Annotated in this window: 15 protein-coding genes, 3 tRNA genes and 1 pseudogene; 6 read left to right on the top strand and 13 right to left on the bottom strand. The window is 66.3% G+C overall.

All coding sequences use genetic code 11. From position 1 onward, the window contains the following. Positions 1-123: 123 nt before the first annotated feature. The gene (gene mdeB, locus M6G65_RS19135; RefSeq protein WP_238196142.1) at positions 124-2,799 is read right to left on the bottom strand and encodes an alpha-ketoglutarate dehydrogenase; all 2,676 of its coding nucleotides are present in this window, start codon (positions 2,797-2,799) and stop codon (positions 124-126) included. Positions 2,800-3,005: 206 nt separating this feature from the next. On the opposite strand from mdeB, the gene M6G65_RS19130 reads away from it, so the two are divergent. Next, on the top strand, positions 3,006-3,494 hold the full coding sequence (locus tag M6G65_RS19130; protein ID WP_238196143.1) for an Lrp/AsnC family transcriptional regulator: 489 nt from the start codon (positions 3,006-3,008) through the stop codon (positions 3,492-3,494). Positions 3,495-3,730: 236 nt separating this feature from the next. On the opposite strand, the gene M6G65_RS19125 is transcribed toward M6G65_RS19130, so the two are convergent. The 3 genes from M6G65_RS19125 to M6G65_RS19115 all read right to left on the bottom strand — a co-directional run bounded on the left by M6G65_RS19125 (position 3,731) and on the right by M6G65_RS19115 (position 4,476). After that, positions 3,731-3,806, bottom strand: a tRNA-Ala gene (locus tag M6G65_RS19125). Positions 3,807-3,862: 56 nt separating this feature from the next. Then, a tRNA-Ala gene (locus tag M6G65_RS19120) sits at positions 3,863-3,938 on the bottom strand. A gap of 151 nt (positions 3,939-4,089) precedes the next feature. Further along, on the bottom strand, positions 4,090-4,476 hold the full coding sequence (locus M6G65_RS19115) for a TIGR02300 family protein (protein ID WP_192708088.1): 387 nt from the start codon (positions 4,474-4,476) through the stop codon (positions 4,090-4,092). A gap of 244 nt (positions 4,477-4,720) precedes the next feature. Between M6G65_RS19115 and aroA the strand changes: the two genes are divergently transcribed. The 3 genes from aroA to M6G65_RS19100 all read left to right on the top strand — a co-directional run bounded on the left by aroA (position 4,721) and on the right by M6G65_RS19100 (position 6,884). Beyond that, on the top strand, positions 4,721-6,070 hold the full coding sequence (gene aroA / locus M6G65_RS19110; RefSeq protein WP_238196144.1) for a 3-phosphoshikimate 1-carboxyvinyltransferase: 1,350 nt from the start codon (positions 4,721-4,723) through the stop codon (positions 6,068-6,070). 4 nt (positions 6,071-6,074) lie between these two features. Further along, positions 6,075-6,713: a (d)CMP kinase gene (gene cmk, locus M6G65_RS19105; RefSeq protein ID WP_250102722.1), complete on the top strand. Its 639-nt coding sequence runs from the start codon at positions 6,075-6,077 to the stop codon at positions 6,711-6,713. Between the two features lie 95 nt (positions 6,714-6,808). Then, a tRNA-Lys gene (locus M6G65_RS19100) sits at positions 6,809-6,884 on the top strand. Positions 6,885-6,975: 91 nt separating this feature from the next. Here the strand turns inward: M6G65_RS19100 and M6G65_RS19095 are convergent. The 3 genes from M6G65_RS19095 to M6G65_RS19085 form a co-directional block, all read right to left on the bottom strand. Next, positions 6,976-7,230, bottom strand: a complete 255-nt coding sequence (locus M6G65_RS19095) for a hypothetical protein (protein ID WP_238196146.1) — start codon at positions 7,228-7,230, stop codon at positions 6,976-6,978. 69 nt (positions 7,231-7,299) lie between these two features. Continuing rightward, a complete protein-coding gene (locus M6G65_RS19090) occupies positions 7,300-7,746 on the bottom strand; it encodes a site-specific integrase (protein WP_238196147.1) in 447 nt (148 codons plus the stop codon). A 484-nt stretch (positions 7,747-8,230) separates the two neighbouring features. Then, positions 8,231-9,187, bottom strand: coding sequence for a DUF1643 domain-containing protein (locus M6G65_RS19085; protein WP_238196148.1), 957 nt, complete (start codon positions 9,185-9,187; stop codon positions 8,231-8,233). A gap of 185 nt (positions 9,188-9,372) precedes the next feature. Between M6G65_RS19085 and M6G65_RS19080 the strand changes: the two are divergent. Continuing rightward, a pseudogene (locus tag M6G65_RS19080) lies at positions 9,373-9,651 on the top strand (methyl-accepting chemotaxis protein); the annotation flags it as partial. A gap of 421 nt (positions 9,652-10,072) precedes the next feature. Here M6G65_RS19080 and M6G65_RS19075 read toward each other — a convergent pair. The 4 genes from M6G65_RS19075 to M6G65_RS19060 all read right to left on the bottom strand — a co-directional run bounded on the left by M6G65_RS19075 (position 10,073) and on the right by M6G65_RS19060 (position 14,350). Next, entirely contained in the window at positions 10,073-10,807 is a 735-nt protein-coding gene (locus tag M6G65_RS19075; protein WP_238196149.1) for a hypothetical protein, read from the bottom strand. Positions 10,808-11,230: 423 nt separating this feature from the next. Next, entirely contained in the window at positions 11,231-11,644 is a 414-nt protein-coding gene (locus M6G65_RS19070; RefSeq protein ID WP_238196150.1) for a Ros/MucR family transcriptional regulator, read from the bottom strand. A 234-nt stretch (positions 11,645-11,878) separates the two neighbouring features. Beyond that, positions 11,879-12,196 carry a hypothetical protein gene (locus M6G65_RS19065; protein WP_250102721.1) on the bottom strand — a complete coding sequence of 106 codons (318 nt, stop codon included), beginning with the start codon at positions 12,194-12,196 and terminating at the stop codon, positions 11,879-11,881. Between the two features lie 1,362 nt (positions 12,197-13,558). Continuing rightward, entirely contained in the window at positions 13,559-14,350 is a 792-nt protein-coding gene (locus M6G65_RS19060) for a GntR family transcriptional regulator (protein WP_238196152.1), read from the bottom strand. Positions 14,351-14,421: 71 nt separating this feature from the next. On the opposite strand from M6G65_RS19060, the gene M6G65_RS19055 reads away from it, so the two are divergent. After that, complete coding sequence (locus M6G65_RS19055; RefSeq protein ID WP_238196153.1) at positions 14,422-15,372, top strand: ribokinase; 951 nt, start codon at positions 14,422-14,424, stop codon at positions 15,370-15,372. Between the two features lie 22 nt (positions 15,373-15,394). On the opposite strand, the gene M6G65_RS19050 is transcribed toward M6G65_RS19055, so the two are convergent. After that, complete coding sequence (locus tag M6G65_RS19050; protein WP_238196154.1) at positions 15,395-16,474, bottom strand: helix-turn-helix transcriptional regulator; 1,080 nt, start codon at positions 16,472-16,474, stop codon at positions 15,395-15,397. 543 nt (positions 16,475-17,017) lie between these two features. Further along, positions 17,018-17,851 (bottom strand): cellulose biosynthesis protein BcsN, encoded by an 834-nt coding sequence (gene bcsN, locus M6G65_RS19045; protein ID WP_250102720.1) that lies wholly within the window; start codon positions 17,849-17,851, stop codon positions 17,018-17,020. Between the last annotated feature and the right edge of the window lie 97 nt (positions 17,852-17,948).

Below are 17,948 nucleotides of genomic sequence, written 5' to 3'. Positions count from 1 at the left end.
GGCGCGCTCCCGCCTTATCGCGGATACCCGATGGTTCTGGATTCCGGGCTCTCGCCTGCGGCGAGCCCCGGAATGACGATGTGTCGTGTTTGAGTGACGCCCGCGTCGGCACATGACCAAGGACTAGACCGTCCAGGGCGCGGGCGCGTCCGCATCAATCTCGTAGCGGCGGATCGCGTCCGCCACCGTGGTGCGCGGCACTGTGCCGGTCTCGGCCAGGGCGTGCAGGGCGGCGATGACCACGTGCTGCCGATCCACTTCGAAGAAGCGGCGGAGCGCGCTGCGGGTGTCGCTGCGGCCGAACCCATCCGTGCCGAGGGCGACGAAGCGCGCGCCGACATAGGACGCGATCAGCTGCGGGTAGGCCCGGACGTAGTCGCTCGCCGCGACGATGGGCGCCGTGCCCGGCAGCAGCGCCGCGACGTGGCTGACCGGCGCCTCGGTCTCCGGGTTGAGCATCGCCTGCCGCTCGGCCTCGCGGGCGTCGCGGGCCAGCTCGCTGAAGCTCGTCACGCTGAACACCTCGGCCGCGATGCCGAAATCGTGCGCGAGCAGCGCCGCCGCGGCGATCACCTCCGGCAGGATCGCCCCGGAGCCGAGGAGCCGTACGGCGGCGCTCCCCGCCTCCGGCCCCGACAGCCGGTACATGCCCTTCAGGATCCCGGCCTCCGCCCCGTGCGGCATGGACGGCTGGGCGTAGTTCTCGTTCATCGCCGTGAGGTAGTAGAAGGCGTCCTCACCCTCCTCCATCATCGCCCGGGCGCCCCGGTCGACGATCACCGCCATCTCGTACGCGAAGGCCGGATCGTAGGCCCGGCAGTTCGGGATCGCGGCCGCCTGCATGTGGCTCGACCCGTCCTGGTGCTGCAGGCCCTCGCCGCCCAGCGTCGTGCGGCCCGCCGTGGCGCCGATCAGGAAGCCGCGGGCGCGCTGGTCGGCCGCCGCCCAGATCAGGTCGCCGACCCGCTGGAAGCCGAACATCGAGTAGTAGATGTAGAACGGCAGCATCGACAGGCCGTGGACGCTGTAGGACGTGGCCGCCGCCGTCCAGGACGAAATCGCTCCGGCCTCGGTGATACCCTCTTCGAGGAGCTGCCCGTCCCGAGCCTCGCGGTAGTAGAGCATCGAGCCGGCATCCTCCGGCTCGTAGAGCTGGCCTTCCGGCGCGTAGATCCCGACCTGCCGGAACAGATTGGCCATGCCGAAGGTCCGCGCCTCGTCGGCGACGATCGGCACGATGCGTGGCCCGAGATCCTTGTGCTTCAGCAGGTTGCCGAACAGCCGCACCACCGCCGTCGTGGTCGACATCTCCTTGCCGCCGGCCTCGAGCGCGAAGCCCGCGTAGGTCGAGAGCGCCGGAACCGCGACGGTCGGCGCCGTGCGGCGGCGGGCCGGCAGGACGCCGCCGAGCATCTCGCGGCGCTCCCGCAGGTAGCGCATCTCGGCGCCGTCCTCGGCCGGCTTGTAGAAGGCCAGGCCCTCGACCTGCGCATCCGACAGCGGCAGGGCGAAGCGGTCGCGGAAGGCGCGCAGCGCGTCGACGTCGAGCTTCTTGGCCTGGTGGGCCGTCATGCGCGACTCGCCCGCGCCGCCCATGCCGTAGCCCTTCTTGGTCTTGGCCAGGATCACGGTCGGCCGCCCCTTGGTGGCCTTGGCCGCCGCGAAGGCCGCGTAGAGCTTGCGGAAGTCGTGTCCGCCGCGCTTCAGCCGGTCGACGTCGGCGTCCGACATGTGGGCGACGAGCTCGCGCACCTCCGGGTCCTCGCCGAAGAAGTGCGCGAGGTTGTAGGCGCCGTCCTTGGCGCCGAGCGTCTGGTACTTGCCGTCCACCGTCTCGGCGAAGCGGCGCAGCAGGGCATGGTTGGTGTCCCGGGCGAAGATCCCGTCCCACTCGGAACCCCACAGCACCTTGATGACGTTCCAGCCGGCGCCGCGGAACAGGCTCTCCAGTTCCTGGATGATCTGGCCGTTGCCGCGCACCGGCCCGTCGAGCCGCTGCAGGTTGCAGTTGATGACGAAGGTCAGGTTGTCGAGGTTCTCGCGCGCCGCCAGCGCCAGGCCGCCGATCGACTCGGGCTCGTCCATCTCGCCGTCGCCGAACACGCCCCAGACGTGCCGGCCGGAAGTGTCGGCGAGCCCGCGGTCGCCGAGGTAGCGCATGAACCGCGCCTGGTAGACCGCGTGGATCGGGCCGATGCCCATGGAGCCGGTGGGCACCTGCCAGAAATCCGGCATCAGCCAGGGATGCGGGTAGGAGCACAGGCCGTCGCCGGCGATCTCCTGGCGGTAGTGCTTCAGCTGCTCCTCGGAGAGCCGGCCCTCGAGGAAGGCCCGCGCGTAGACGCCCGGTGCCGAGTGCGGCTGGAAGTAGACGAGGTCGCCGTCCGCGCCGCCCTTGAAGAAGTGGTTGAACCCGACCTCGAACAGCTCGGCCGCCGAGGCGTAGCTGGCCACGTGGCCGCCGAGCTCGCCGTAGGCCATGTTGGCGCGCACCACCATGGCGAGCGCGTTCCAGCGCATGATCGAGGTCAGGCGCTCCTCGATGTCGAGGTCGCCCGGGTAGCGCGGCTGCTTCTCCAGCGCGATCGTGTTCCGGTAGGGCGAGTAGGGCAGGGCCTCGTCGAGGATGCCGATCTCCTTCGAGCGCCGCTCCAGCCGGTCGAGGATGAAGCGGGCCCGGGCCGCGCCCTCTGTGCGGAAGACCGATTCCAGCGCGGCGAGCCAGTCCTGGGTCTCGGCCGGGTCGTGATCGACCTCGGCGGACCGCGCGATGGTGGCTTTCGGCGGTATGGCGTTCATCGGCGCGGCCTCCCTGGCTGACCCGATCATACGAGCTTCGCCGCGGGCGGACATGCCGAATATTTGCTCTGTCGACGTCTTATCCGGATCGTTCGTTCCAAAATTGGACGCCAACTGGCAAATCATGCCACAGGGCAGTGGCTGACGCCTGCCCGCGGACTTCAGACGGCGGACATTGCTGGCCACTGCAACCGGAGACCGATCTCATGCCCACGCGACCGGCCCCCCTCGACGCCGCGAGCCTGCGCATCCTCGAATGCCTGCAGCAGGACAGCGAGATCAGCATCGCGGACCTCGCTGAGCGCGTGGGCCTGTCGACTTCGCCGTGCTGGCGCCGCGTCAACGATCTGAAAGAGGCGGGGGTGATCCGCGGCTGCGTGGCGGTGGTCGACCCGCTGAGCTTGGGACTCGCCGTCAACGTGTTCGTCCACGTGTCGCTGGAGAAGCAGACTCAGGCGGCGCTCCAGGCCTTCGACGAGGCGGTGCGCAGCCGCCCGGAGGTCATGGAGTGCTACCTGATGAGCGGCGAGGCCGACTACATGCTGCGGGTGGTGGTGGAGGATCTGGGCCAGTACCAGAAGCTCGTCCTCGATCACCTCACGCGGATCCCCGGCGTGGCCAACATCCGCTCCAGCTTCGCCCTGGGACAGGTGAAGTACACGACGGCGCTGCCGCTGGGGCATCTGACCCGCTGAGCCGGGTCTATACAGCAGTGGGTCCGGTTGGGAGCCTGATCGGCCAAGACGGTTTCCGCCAGGAACTCTCGGGCGGTGTCCTCTCCGTCATCACGATAAACGCGAAGTGACCCAGGGCCGCGGGACATCAGTCGTCGCGCCAACTGGATTGCGTCGCTCCGCTCGCAAGGACGGTGCTCTGGGGAGCTGCTTTACAGCGCAGAAGGCCAGGATGGCCGCGTTGCGCTGGAGGAAGATGGTGGAGCCTAACGGGATCGAACCGATGACCTCTTCCATGCCATGGAAGCGCTCTCCCAGCTGAGCTAAGGCCCCAATTGTTTTAACGGCGGTTCGCGTCCCGGACAGGGGCACGACACGCGGAAGTGGGATGGTGGAGCCTAACGGGATCGAACCGATGACCTCTTCCATGCCATGGAAGCGCTCTCCCAGCTGAGCTAAGGCCCCACTTTAACATCCACCACGGTTTGGGTCCCGCGGGGCCTCGCCGTCCGACTTGCGTCCGGCGAGGCCGGTTCTATAGGCGGCTCGCACCGCGGACTCAACCCCCTTTTTTCGCTCTCATCAGGGGCTTCTTGAAAGGGAGACGGAGACCGCCTCAGCTCTCCTCGTCGTTCTCGATATCGCCGTCGATCAGGTCGGACACGTCGTCGTCGCCGGTGTCCTCCTCCTCGAGGAAGGTGTCGTCCTCGGTCGAGTCCCCGTCATCGGCCGTCTCGTCATCGGGCGTCGGATCCGCCTCGTCCTCGGCGGCCTCGACCTCATCGAGCGAGACCAGCTCCGGACCCTTGTCGTCCGTCTCGTCCTCGTCATCGTTGGTGTTCGATGCGCGCGACAGCGCCGGGGGCGCCGCGCGGCTCGAGGTGGCGACCGCCTGATAGACCGCGCCGCATTTCGGGCAGACGGCGGGATCGCGGGCGAGGTCGTAGAACTTCGCGCCGCAGCTCATGCACTGGCGCTTCAAGCCAAGTTCCGGTCGGGCCACGGGGGACACCTCGTCGTCTACTACTGTCTCGGGGGAGGGGCCCCGTTAGTCGCGGGCGCGATCCCTGTCAATCGAACCCGATCGCGCGGTTCCCAACAGGGTCGGCCGCAAGGGGCACGCAGGATGACGCCGAGCAGTGCGCGTGTTAACCGCGCGGCGATTTCACGGTCCGATTGCAGCACCGCGGCCCTGCCGCGCGACGCGCCGGATCCTGGCCCACCTCGAGAGCCCGAACGGACCTCCCTTGTCGCACGATTCGCCTCCCCAGCCCCTCACCGCCGCGCCGGGTGCACCCCTGACAGGGCGCCTGCGGCCGCCGGGCGACAAATCGATTTCCCACCGGGCGATGATCCTCGGTCTCCTGAGTGAGGGCGAGACCCGGGTCGAGGGGCTTCTGGAGGGCGACGACGTGCTGCGCACGGCCGCCGCCGCGAAGGCGCTCGGCGCCGGAATCGAGCGCCTCGGTGAGGGGCGCTGGCGGGTGCGGGGCGTCGGGATCGGCGGCCTGAGCGACCCGAGCGCGGTGCTGGATTTCGGCAATGCCGGCACCGGCTCGCGCCTGATGATGGGCGTGGTCGGCGGCCAGCCGGTCACCGCGACCTTCGACGGTGACGCCTCGCTGCGCTCGCGGCCGATGCGCCGCATCCTGGACCCGCTCGCCCGCATGGGCACGCAAATCCTCGACGAGGCGCCGGGCGGACGCGTGCCGCTGACGCTGCGCGGTCCCCGGGAGGCGATCCCCATCACCTACGAGACCCCGGCGGCGTCCGCGCAGATCAAGTCCGCGGTGCTGCTCGCCGGCCTCAACGCGCCCGGCGTCACCACGGTGATCGAGTCGGCCGCGACCCGCGACCACACCGAGCGGATGCTGCGCCTGTTCGGCGCCGAAATCCGCGTCGCACCGCACGGCCCGGGCGGCCACGGCCGCACGGTCGCGCTCACCGGCCAGCCGATCCTGCGCGGGACGGAAGTGAGAGTGCCGGCCGATCCGTCCTCGGCGGCGTTCCCGCTGGTCGCGGCGCTGATCGTCCCCGGCTCCGACGTGGTGATCGAGGGCGTGATGATGAACCCGCTGCGCATCGGCCTCATCACCACGCTGCTGGAGATGGGCGCCCAGATCGAGCGCGTGGCCGAGCGCGAGGAAGGTGGCGAGACCGTGGCCGATCTGCGTATCCGCGCGAGCCGGCTCAAGGGCGTGGACGTCCCGGCCGAGCGCGCGCCCGCGATGATCGACGAGTACCCGGTGCTGGCGGTTGCGGCGGCCTTTGCCGAAGGCCGCACGCGGATGAACGGCCTACACGAGCTGCGGGTCAAGGAATCGGACCGCCTCGCCGCCGTGGCGGCCGGGCTGGCGGCCAACGGTGTCCGCCACGCCGTCGAGGGCGACGACCTCGTGATCGAGGGCGACGGCACCGCGGCCCCGGGGGGCGGTACGGTGGCGACCCATCTCGATCACCGCATCGCCATGGCCTTCCTGGTCATGGGCTTGGCCACGCGGAACCCGGTGACGGTCGATGACGGCGCGATGATCGCCACCAGCTTTCCGAGCTTCCTGCCCACCATGCAGGCCCTCGGCGGACGGATCGGAGCCTGACCCGATGGCGCTCATCATCGCGATCGACGGTCCGGCCGCCTCCGGCAAGGGCACGCTGGCGAAGCGGCTGGCCGACCATTACGGCCTGCCGCATCTCGACACCGGACTGCTCTACCGCGCCGTCGCGCTGGCGCTGATCGATGCCGGGCTGTCCCTCGGCGACCACGCGGCCGCGGCCCGGGCCGCCCAGGCGCTCGACGCCGGGATGCTCGACGACCCGCGCCTGCGCGACCGGGCGATGGGCGAGGCGGCGTCGCGCGTCTCGGCCGTGCCGGAGGTCCGCGCCGGCCTGCTCGCATGGCAGCGCCGCTTCGCCGCCGATCCCCAGGGCGCGGTCCTGGACGGGCGCGACATCGGCACGGTGGTCTGTCCGGACGCGCCCGTGAAGCTGTTCATCACCGCCTCCTCGGAGGAGCGGGCCCGCCGCCGGCACCGTGAGCTCGCCGGCCGCGGCGAGAGCGCGACCTTCGCGGCCATCCTGGCCGATATCGAAGCCCGCGACGCCCGCGACGCCTCCCGGAGTGCAGCCCCCCTGCGCATGGCCGATGACGCGGTCCGGCTCGACACCACAGAACTCGACGCCGACGCGGCCTTCGACGAGGCTCGCGGGATCGTGGAGCGTGCGCGCGGCGACGCGTCCTGAGCGTTGTCCACGGCCCTCGTGTTGACCCTCCGGTCCCGCTCACCTATTGCGAACGCGCCGTCCCTGACGGGTCGCCACAGGCGGGTCCGGGACGCGAGCGCGTAGCTCAGCTGGTAGAGCAACGGACTTTTAATCTGTAGGTCCTGGGTTCGAGTCCCAGCGCGCTCACCAAAAACGCTAGCAAATACAGTGTGATGGTGAATATCAAGGCTGTGACCAGTGGCCTCTTGTGTCCAAGGTTAGGCCGGCTGTGTCCAAACCCCTATCCGGCGGCGGCCGGAGAGCCCGGTCCGAACAGGTTGGCGCGGGTCTCTTTCCAGCACTCTTCCAGCTTCCGCATGCCGTTGATCGCGAGCCGGCGCTTGTTCACGTCGCGGCTGTAGTGGCGCACCATCTGCTCGGACATCTCGACGGTCGCCGAGACCTCAGCCTCGGGGTTGCCGGCCTCGAGCAGCATATTCACGGCGTTCTCGCGCAGCCCGTGGAACACGAAGGCGCCATCGCGCAGCGTCTTCATCGCGACGGCCTTCTCTCGGGAGACCTGGGCCGGCGCGCCCTTGCTCGTCTTCGACGTGATCTCGCGCTGCTATGCGGTCCGGTATGCGGCGCGCGTCCAAGGCTGGCCGTCCTCGCGCAGGTGAAGCGCCGGGTGATCGATGTGCGTCCGGGTCAGGATCTCCCGGTACTCCGAATGGATCGGGACGAAGACCTCGGCGCCTGTCTTCCGCGCGACGAGTTCGATGGCGTTCGCGCCCGGCGCCGGCCGGACCATCGGCAGGACATCGACCGAGCGCTGACCGGTGTAGAGGGCCGCGTAGACGGGCAGATGCAGCCCGGGTCGCGCGTGCTCGAAGAACGCCTCGAACGCACGATCCGACCACGGCTTGTGCGGCTCGACTTCGTGCTCGACCTTTTCGGTGACCCCGGGCGACGTCGGCAGCGCAGAACCCGCGGGCGGCGCCGAACGACAGCAGCTTGGACAGGACGGCGCGGAAATGGCGGGCGCCGGATGGCGTCGCGGAGCGCAGATCAATCGCCTTCTGGGCGTCCACCGCAGTGAGCTCCGCCACAGGTTCGGCGCCCCACATCCCGCTGATCGCCTTGAGGTGCCGGTCGTAATCGCGCTTCGTGAGATCCGCGAGCTTCCCGTATGCCGGGTGCCCCTGATAGGCCTCGATCAGTGCGTCGAACGTCTTGCGGGACTGCCCGTCGTCGGTGTGGTCCCGGGCCTCTGCGTCGTCCACGGCTGCCCAGAACGCCGCGGCGCCGCCATCGCCTCGAGGTAACGGCAGTGGATAGGAACGGCCGGAACTGCTCGTCCAGGCCCATACCCAGCCAGCGGTCGTCTCCTCAGCCACCAGCGCCTCGCACTGGCGGCAGCGGCGCCAGAAGGCATCGTCCTGCGGGGAATCGAGAAGAGCACTACCGGCTATGCGCGCGGGGTGCCCCGGAACCGCTCGAAGCTGAAATACATCCGGCCGGTCGGATTGGCCCGCCCGCGCACGCGGCGCGGAAGGTCAATCAGGCCGGACCCGCTCCGGGGCCTGCCGCCGTTCGTGGGCTTCACGGGCCATCGCTCCGAGGCTCTTCTTGGGGGCGGCACCAGACACCGCCGGATCAGGCGTCGTCAATTCGGGGAACAGCCCCGTATGCCGGTGCAGCTGCCACCGGTCGATCGCCTCCAGGCAGTACATGCCCGTGTCCGGATCCGCACGTGGGAAGCCGCGTATGAATAGCCGCGTCCGGACAGCGTCGAACTGCGCCGGCGTGAGGTGCAGACGGCGGGCGACCTTCTCCGCCGGGATGTCAGCCGGGTCGATCGAGAACCGCACGGCGGGCGCGCGGGGTACGCTACGCGGCACTGCCCCTCCTGTCGCTGCGGCCTTCCACAGCACCGGCTGCGCGTGATCAGGGATGCGCGACCGCCCTCGCGCCATCGGATGGATCGGCGAGCCGTCGGCGGTCAGCCCGAAGCAGTGCACGTCGGGCCATGGCGCCTCGCCGGTCGTGATCTCCTCGAACACGTGGTCGACGAACTCGGGATCCCACGCGCCGGCGCCCCAGCAGGCCAAGACGAGCGCGACCGCCTTCGCCTCGCGGACGAGGGTCGGCAGGTTGCTGAAGTGGATCACGTCCCGTGCGTACCAGTCCGGGCCGTTGACCATGTACTGCGCCCAGGCACGACACTCGGCCGGCGACGAGGTGCGCAGCGGATAGGGATTAACCGCGGTGAACCCGCCGTAGCCCCAGGACCGGGCGGAGCGGATCCAGCGGCGCACCGTCGGGTCGTCCTGCCGGTGGTCTGCCGTGCTCGGGTTCAGGCCGATAAAGCAGACGTGGCCGCTTTCGAGCGACCAGGTGCGAGTCAGCGTGAAGCGGCGGGCGCCGCAGCGGGACAGGTTGGCCGAGCGGGCGATCGTATCGTCGAACGGGACGCCTAACGGCTCGCGGGTGGCGAAGACGAACGCGCTCATTCCGCACTCCCGCCAAAGGCCTTGCGGTGTGATGCCGCTCGCCTCCCCTCCGTAACTATTCGCAATTCTCGAGTGGCACACGAGGTGCATGAACTCCGGACTAGTGGAGGATGCCCCCCATCGACGGTCAAGACGCCGATTGGGTGCCGCGACAGGTCGGATACGACGATCCAGTCAGGCGGCGGATCACCGGGCGGATCCGCGAGATCAGCGGCGTGGCGACCTCGATCGCGGCGGCGGTCGAGCAGCAGGGTGCGGCCACCCAGGAGATCGTGCGCAATGTCGCGCAAGCCGCCATGGGCACCGGCGAGGTGACGAGCAACATCTCCGGTGTGGCGGGAGCGGCCGAGGAGACCGGGGCGGCGGCCAGCCAGGTTCTGGGGGCGGCCTCCGAGCTGTCGCGTCAGTCCGAGCACCTCGGCGCGGAGGTCGCGCGCTTCCTGGCCACCGTAAGAGCGGCGTGAATCCAAAGACGCCGCTCTCTTCAGGAGCGCGGCGTCGATTAGGAGGGGTTTGAGCCAGAACTCTTAGACGTCGTATTTGGGTAGCTCGTGAGATTGGAGGCTCCCTCTCTCCGTGAGCAGATCAGGGCGGGGCCGAGCGGCCCGCCGCCCCTACCCGGAACCGCCACGCCGGTTCGCACGTAGACCGGCCTCTGATCCTCAGCGAGACCAACCTTGAACCGCCCGGCTCCGGCCGAGGCGGTTTTTTCGTGTGCGGCGTTCCTTGAGCGGAGGACGCCGCAATGGCCTCTGTCGTTATCCCGGCTCTTCTCCTGCCGGCGAAGTGACCGGCGATGCGGGCGAACGGGCTGACCTTCCTCGATCAGCACGGCGTGGAGGCGTACCGGCTCGGCTGAGTCGTTACATTGAGACGCAAAGCTTGCTAGGCGTCGATCACGCTTTCGCCCAGGGACCACAGTGCGGACCAATCGTCGTTGATCAGCGCGATCTGGCGCAACGCTGAGCGCAGCAGGTGGCGTCGGCGGGGGAGCGGGCGGAACGCCAAGTCCACGCCCAGCGCCTTCTCGACCGCCCGGACCACGGGCCCGGTGCAATCCTTGGCGATGTGGGCGAAGCCGTCACTGTAGCGCCGCTTCAGGGACCCGTCGCGCGCATGATAGATCTTCGGGATCGGGATGAAGCCGTAACCAGCCTCGCGCGCGCGCTCCTTTATCGCTTCGCTCAGCAGGTACCAGACGACGAGCCGGTCACGCAGCGGGCCGTGCGGCGGCAACACACGAGCTCCCTGCGGATGATCAAACGGCGGGACGATCCCCAAGAGGCTCACTCGGGGGCGATGGGCAAGGCCGTCGAGCGAGGCTCGCAAGGCCGTGATGTAGCGGTCGGCGAGTTCGGTCACGACCGCCTCATAGGCCCACCCCTTCTCGCCAGCGACGCGGATCAGGTGCTGGCGGACGTCGATCTCACCGAAGACGAAGATGTAGTCGTCCCCTGGGGCCGGCTCGATCAGGTTGAGGAGATGCTCTAACCCGTCGCGCCCGGCGCGGTGCATCGTATGCCCCGGCAGGCAATGCGCCGTCGCGGCCTGCGCTCGCGCGAACAGATAGTGCCCGTGGCTGTCGCCGATGACGTAAACAGACATCGCGGATGGATCCAATGGACCTGATCTACGCTAGCCTGTCCTGCCGTTGAGATACTGACTATAGCGACCGCGCAACAGGTAGCCATCAAAGCGGTTCAGCTGACGTAAAATCGAACGGTTACCGATGACCGGTATGATGCCGATCTCCGGGTTCAGCTTGACGATGCCATCCGTGTCGCTCGCGGCAACGATGGCCCGACCGAATCGTTTTCGACCGCTTTTCCGGCTACCGGACGAAGCCGGGTCAGACCTCGGGACAGCCGGTCTGGGAGTTCGCGGCGAAGCGCTGACGCGGCCCCATCGCGCTGCCTCACACCGACCTTTGAAAGGATGAAGGCGGTCCAGCTTGCGCAGGAGCGCCTTCAACTGCTTTTACCGAATGCCGTTCCTGATGCGCCAAAAGGTGCGAGCGGTAAGGCGGCCCCATCGCGCTGCGGATCAGCCGCCGGTGCCAGTCCTGCGCTGAATGCCCTGTGCACCGGGCACGCCAAGACGGGTAGCCTTCGCGATCTCCGCTCGCCGTGCAGCGTAGCTCTGCGCAACCATCGGGTAATCCGCCGGCAGGCCGTAGCGCTCGCGGTAGGTCTCCGGCGTCAGGCCGTGGGCGGTGAGGTGACGCTTCAGCGTCTTGTAGGTCTTGCCGTCGACGAAGCTTACTATCCCATCATCTTGGACGGATTTTCTTACTTGGTGTGGCGTTGGCCTCTGAACCTCGGCTTCGGCAGTCGAGTCGCGAGTGGCGCCTGTACTTGTTGCGACGATTGCTTCGTGGACCGCCACGATCAGCGCCGGCAGCTCAGAAGCTGGTATTGGATTATGACAGACGTAAGCGAAGACGATTTCGACCGCCATTCCTGTCGGGCTCTGCAGACTGCAGCTGGTGTTATCAGTCACATCGCTAATCCTTGGTGATTCGCCCCCACGGCCAACGTCTCTAGCTGAAAAATATCAGATGTTAAGGCTTATTTTCTGGGCTAGACGCTGCGGCCGTTCGTATACAAGCGACCTGGATACCTCGATTACACTGATAAGTGTTCTGCATCGCGGAAGGGGCCGGGCCTTCGTGCGCGGCGTCCGGGTCCTCGCTCATCCCTGGACCGGGAAGCCCATGATCACGGCGGTCATCACCATCGTGCGGCGCAGGCCGGTCGTGGTGGCTTCGTCCGCGAGCAGCATTTTTGCCTGCGGATGCATCTCGATCGCTTTCGCCACGTCGATAGTGGGGCCTGACTTGAAGGCGAACGGCTTGGCGTTCTCATCCGCCAGGTAAGCGGCGGTAGCAGCCTCGATCTCGTCGTCCGTCACCTCGGACTTCCGGCGCAGGTCGCCGACGCTGGGGATCTCTTTGGCCACGACGGCGGCCAATTGCACCCGGCCGGGCGAGTCCACGAGGCCGAGCCGCACGGCCAGCGCCAGGAGTTCGCCACCGGTCAGAGACTGTCCGTCGACAAGACAGAACTCATCGCCGCCCCACGGCTCGACCGCGTGGCCGCGCAGCTTCAGCGCCTCAACGGCCTAGAAAATTGGATCGTGACCTTCGCTCATAAGGCGAGGCTACAGCGGGCAGGGGAGGGACGTCGAGGGCGGCCCGCAGCTGTGTCCAATCCCTCTCCTGAAGGCCATCATTTGGCGGCATCAGGCAGACCGGATTGGACACAGTGTGCATTGCTAATACTGTGCTTTTCCAGTCCGGCAATAACTTTTAATCTGTAGGTCCTGGGTTCGGGTCCCAGCGCGCTCACAATATGTTACAGGTACTTACCAGCCCGGCCACGACGAGCGTGGCCGCTCAGGGCAAAGTCTAGGGTAACAATAGCTTCGCCTCCGACCCAGAAGACAGCCGCTGCGGTGGTTCGCTCCTGTTGCCACCGTCGACCCTCGAAGCGAACTCCCTCCATTCCTCGGCCGGTGATTGACGAGAGCGCTTAGGTCCGAACTGCCAAGCCATAGCCGTGGGTGATGGGATAGGAAGGCGGCGCGAAAGTGCGGATAAGGTTCGGGCACAGGTCGGGCCGGACCGGCGCCGCTTTGTCGAGCTGATGCGCCGATAATACATCTCGAGGTGATCCTTCATCTCACCAGGGGCCGATTCTGCGGCGCCGAGGCGCTCGTCGGCTCAGGTGATCAGGTCCTCGGTCGTGATGGGTTCGCGTGCAGGCGCGCTATAACCTGCGCGCTGAGGTTCTCCGGGTCATCGAAGGCGACATGGATGCCGCCGATGCCGCAGGCGAGAAATCCGCGGAGCAGAATGGGTCCGCATCTGCGGAAACCATCAGGGCCAGCGGCCAACGGCCGCGCATACAGACCGAACACAAGACTTCGCCCGATCAAAACGCCCACCCTCGCAACTTCCGTTGCAACGCGGGAGCCATCTACACAGGACGTTTTGTCTCCAGATCTTGTCGGGCATGCCGGAAACCGCCGCAGCCTTACAAAATCTGTCACATAGAGGCCGCCGTCTAAGAAGATTTCGGGGTGGTGGGCTGACTTTGAGTTGCCGCCGCAAAGCCGACATTCGGCTTTGCGCCCATCTCGGTCATCCAACGCCGCTGGATAAATCTCCCAAAGCGGACATCTATCATTCTGCTGTCGGCCGCAACCAATTCTGGGAGGCCGCTAATCACCGAACCCTGCCGAGTTCCATTGCGCTCTTAGATCTCGATGATTGAATTGTATGATGAATAAGCTTCTTCTTGACCAAAAATTATCTAGATAATACCTATAGGCGACGCCGAGCTCTCGTTACCGTTGAGGCCGCGGGCAGATTTAAACAGCGAGATTCAGTCTATATCGATAGACGTCACCTCGAAATAGACCTTCAACATATTCGATCATCACGGAATGCTGATTGTAGCTGTGCCGCTTTATCAACAAGCACGGCATCGGCGAGCCGAAGCCAAAAATCTCACATTCCTCAGCCGTCGGCATTGTTGCCTCGACCGTCTGCTCGCAGCGCAGGAGGCGGCCCCCCTCATGTTGCGCCAGAAACGCGTACACTGAACCGGACAAGTCGCCGCTCTCAAGGTCAGGCACTGCCCTGATGTTGTACCAGGCAATCTCGCGTGACATCGGTACTCCGTCTCCAGAACGCACCCGGATGAGTCGCAAAAACGGCGATGTCGAAGGCAGCCCGAAAATCGAAGCGATCGACCGATCTTCAGTGACCACTCGCTCAAGGATGCGGGAGGACGGGATTTTTCCCAGCTCGCGCATTTCCTCTGTGAAGCCCTTGAGACGGTCCATCCCGGGACGGACGGGCTCTGGCCGACGCCGGACGAGAAAGCCTGAGCGTCCGCGTGGGACGAGAAGCTCGTCGTCGCGCAGTTCGGCATAGGCGCGCTGAACCGTGACCCGGCTGACGCCGAGGCTATCGGCAAACTGACGCTCGGCCGGCAAGATGACGCCGGGCGGCAACGAGCCCGACAGGATCAAGTCACGCAGCTGCTCCTCAATCTGCCGATAAAGCGGCATGGCCGTGTCATCGCGCAGTCGCACGAGGGACAGCACCGAGGGGCGATCACCGATTGCGGCTTGAGGCCTCACAACGCCATCCGTCATCTGATTTCCGAATCGCACTTCCTGCCGCGCTCCGGTACTATAACCTAAGCTGACCTGGATCCGAGCGCGACATGAAGGTCTTCGTCGTTGGTAGCGTCGTCGTCGCCTGCTCCGTCAAAGTAACACGGCTGCCGCTCGCAGGTGAGTCTCTCAGTGGATCAACCTTCTTGGCGGAGCCCGGCGGCAAGGGGTTCAACCTCGCGCTCGCGGTGAGCCGGCTCGGTGTCGGAGTCGACGGCATCTTCTCCGTGGGAGAAGATTTGTTTTCATCCGTTATATCGTCCACCTTCGCGCAACTTGGTTTTTCATCTGAGATGCTCGTGCGTCGCGAGGGCTCGACAGGCGCAGGCGTCGCCTTCGTTGATCCGGCCGGAGAAAATTGTCTCGCTGTGTGCCTCGGAGCCAACCTCGCGCTTACGGCCGACGATATCCGCAGCTTCGCTCCGCGCTTGCTTCGATCGAACCTCGTCGCGGCGACGTTCGAAACGCCGGACGCGCCCATCGATGAAGCGTTCGCGCTCGCTCGAGCGCGTGGTATAACAACACTGCTTAATCCATCGCCCTTTCGCCCGATCGCGCCATCCATTCTGGCCAATACATCGATTCTCGTCGTCAACGCGGTGGAAGCGGCTGCACTTGGCATCAGCATTCCTGGCCTCAGCATGCCTGGCGTCAGCGATGAGGCATTACAGCCAACACCCGCGATCGACAGGCTCCTCGCTGACGGCGTGGATCTTCTCATCGTCACCCTGGGGCATCGCGGTGCGGTCGCGTTCCGATCGCATGGTCCACCCCTTCATCAACCGGCCTTCGAAGTGGCAGCGGTCGACACGGTCGGAGCAGGTGACGCGTTCGCAGCCGGCCTGATCGCAGGACTGCTCGCAGGCAAGCCGCTCAACGAGGCGCTGCGCAGCGCGGCAGCGTGTGGCGCACTCACCACGCTACAATTCGGCGCGTTCAAGAGTTTCCCGACAGAGCTCTCGCTCACAGCATTCGTTGGCCAGAATACCTCTGGGCAATGACGCGACATGTATCGGCCGCCTGTCAACAGCTCGCCGAAGAGCCAGCGAACGTCGAGATCGATGCAACGATGCTCAACAGTTCTGACTGGCGGTTGGTCCCCGTCTTGACGAAAATCGATCTGAGCTGGCTTCGCACGGTGCTGGCCTGAACGCCGGTATTCTCAGCATAGATCTGCAACCGTAATCCACCGGCGAGCGCTCGGAGCAGCCGCGCTTCAGCGGGGGTCAGATCGAACAGGACGTGCAGCAGATCGTTATCCGGCGCCGGCGGTGCGCCGATCTTTTTCAAGATCAATTGCATCGCGGATGCATCAAAGACGTCGTCATCCGGCTTGGCGATGCGATGGACGTGGGCGACGAAGGCGCGATGATCGGAGATCGCGCGCACCGGTAACGTACATGCGACGCTGCGGCCATCCGCGACCCCGCTAATCGCTTCGTGCAGCAATTTGCTGTTCGAGAAATTCCTGAATAGCGATTCGGTGTTCTGACCAGACGCAATCCTTCCGTGGCTCGCCTGTAAGCATTCGTTGGTGATCAGGATCCGGCCAGATGCCGTCAAGATGGCAGCTGGAAGTCCGATATGGTCCAGCGTCGTCGTGGCGACCCGCGCGCGCTCGTAGCCATATTGTGCGCTCAGGTGACAGGCGCGAACCAGATGCGGCCTCAGGGCGTCCAGTCGGGAGAGAATGCCTGCTCCGTAGGGGCCGCGTTCGGCTCGGCGTTCCGCCGTGATGATCGCGAGATCGCCATTGGGAACTTGAATGGCCGTGCCGGCCCGCCACGAATGTTCGTTGCTGCTGCACATGTCGCTGCCGCAGCAGATGAAGGCGCTGTCGACGTCTTGTATGAATTTCGTATGCGCGAGCATATGCAAGCGTGGGTTGCGCCCTGTATTACGAAGGGCAGGCGAAGCGAGAGCGGGGTTGGACTGGCATTTCGGGGCCGTTGAAGCGACCCAACGAGCCGTGCCGACTTGTGGCAGCACGATCAGCGAGCTTCGATCGGACTCGGCATAATTGCAGAGCCATTGAATGGCATCGACCCAGAGCCTTGGTGAGCCCGCAGCCTCATAGATTCGGTCGATGAGCGATTCGAGCACCGTTCTGCCTCGTCTTTATAGTGGCGGCTTCTCCTGATTAGGGCCAATATCAGTCCAAAATTTGCGACGGCATCATCCAAATGAGGGATATGAGTCGTCGGGCGAGCCATGCCGACCTGGTCGGTCGGCTTCAACCCGCCCTGACTTGAAGGATCAGCCAGGGCAAGAGGATCTGGTGATGAGGAGAGAAAGAAGGCCGAGTACAGGGCAGACGACGCTAACGCCGTGTCAATTTAAGCTTCGAACCCGTCGGAGCCACGCGCGTGCGAATTGGCCGTCATGAGGCTTCAAGATGCCATGAATTTCTATGACCAAAATGCGTCCCAAGCATTCGTCCAGCTGCCCGTGACAACACCCCTAAGCTGCCGCGACTGGCTGAAGCCGACCGATCGCAAGATGTGTTTCTAGATACGCGCCAGCGAAGAGGCCGAATGGCCGGCCCGATATAAGGGCACGCCGGCTTTCAACCTGCTCGTGTCCCGTTCAGCGACAAATATTGAAGGGAGCGCGTGATAGGTCCGAAGAGGCGGCCGCCGCCGCGCATCAATTGGGTGGACGATAGGCTTCGGGAGGCAGGTCGCGGAAGAAGGTTTCGCCGGGTGCCTGACCCGGAGCCGGCTTGGGCGCGATCCCGCTGCCGCTCCCTTCCGTGATGTAGCGTTGGCTGCCCGGCTCCGGCAGGACGGGTGCAGGGGCCTGCGGGGTCGGCGTTACGATGTAGCGCTTCTGATCGGTCGCCGCGCTCGGGGCACTTGGCGGCGGCGCGACAGGCGGCGCGACAGGCGTCTGCGGCCGTTGCACTACGGGTGTCTGTGGCGGCTCCTTGGCTTTCTGCGCCTCGGCGGCAGCCGGCCGGCTCGGGCGGCGGGCGGCCGCCTTGGGCGTGGTCCGAGGCGGCCGCGCGCGCATGACAGCCGGCGGAGGGCGAGTGCCCGGCAGGGTGATCCGGAGGCCCTCTACGGCGCGCATGAGATCGCCGAGGCTCGCTTCGGCGGTGCGGCACAGCCTGATCCGCAGGGAGATCGCACGACGCGCCAGCGGCTGCGCCTGGAACAGCGCGGGCTGCTGCGCGCCGGCGACGTCGCTGCGGCCGCCCTCAATCCATTGCCAGGCGTAGAGGCAGTCAATACCCAGCGCGATGCCCACCGGGCCGTAGGCATTGCGCAGCGGTGGCCGCACGGTCATCGCCTGTCCCGGAAACCGGACAGCGATCTCCCCCGAGATCCCGAACGCGCTGGGCTTGGCCAGGCGCGGCGGGAAGGCGAGGAGCAGGTCGGCGGTCTCCTGGCGCAAGGCGAGCTCGGCATGGTTGCGACCGTCGCCGCCGGCATAGCGCAGCCGCTGGTCGAAACCGTCGCGCTCCCGCGTCTCGATCACCGCGGTCAGGGCCCCGGCGCCCGGCATCGACAAGACCGGGACCGGCTGCGCATGCACTGCGGCGGGCAGGAGGAGCCCCGCCAGGGCACAGTACCGG

Source organism: Methylobacterium tardum, assembly GCF_023546765.1.
Classification (GTDB): Bacteria; Pseudomonadota; Alphaproteobacteria; order Rhizobiales; family Beijerinckiaceae; genus Methylobacterium; species Methylobacterium tardum.
The sequence above is the reverse complement of the archived record's forward strand: the minus strand, read 5'-3'. Positions and strand labels throughout refer to the sequence as shown.

Excerpts from the sequence above, each read along its gene's own strand:
- M6G65_RS19060 (WP_238196152.1), bottom strand. The coding sequence starts at position 14,350 with ATGACGGATGGCGTTGTGAGGCCTCAAGCCGCAATCGGTGATCGCCCC.
- cmk (WP_250102722.1), top strand. The coding sequence starts at position 6,075 with ATGGCGCTCATCATCGCGATCGACGGTCCGGCCGCCTCCGGCAAGGGC.
- M6G65_RS19095 (WP_238196146.1), bottom strand. The coding sequence starts at position 7,230 with ATGAAGACGCTGCGCGATGGCGCCTTCGTGTTCCACGGGCTGCGCGAG.
- M6G65_RS19070 (WP_238196150.1), bottom strand. The coding sequence starts at position 11,644 with ATGGCGGTCGAAATCGTCTTCGCTTACGTCTGTCATAATCCAATACCA.
- M6G65_RS19085 (WP_238196148.1), bottom strand. The coding sequence starts at position 9,187 with ATGAGCGCGTTCGTCTTCGCCACCCGCGAGCCGTTAGGCGTCCCGTTC.
- M6G65_RS19130 (WP_238196143.1), top strand. The coding sequence starts at position 3,006 with ATGCCCACGCGACCGGCCCCCCTCGACGCCGCGAGCCTGCGCATCCTC.
- M6G65_RS19055 (WP_238196153.1), top strand. The coding sequence starts at position 14,422 with ATGAAGGTCTTCGTCGTTGGTAGCGTCGTCGTCGCCTGCTCCGTCAAA.
- mdeB (WP_238196142.1), bottom strand. The coding sequence starts at position 2,799 with ATGAACGCCATACCGCCGAAAGCCACCATCGCGCGGTCCGCCGAGGTC.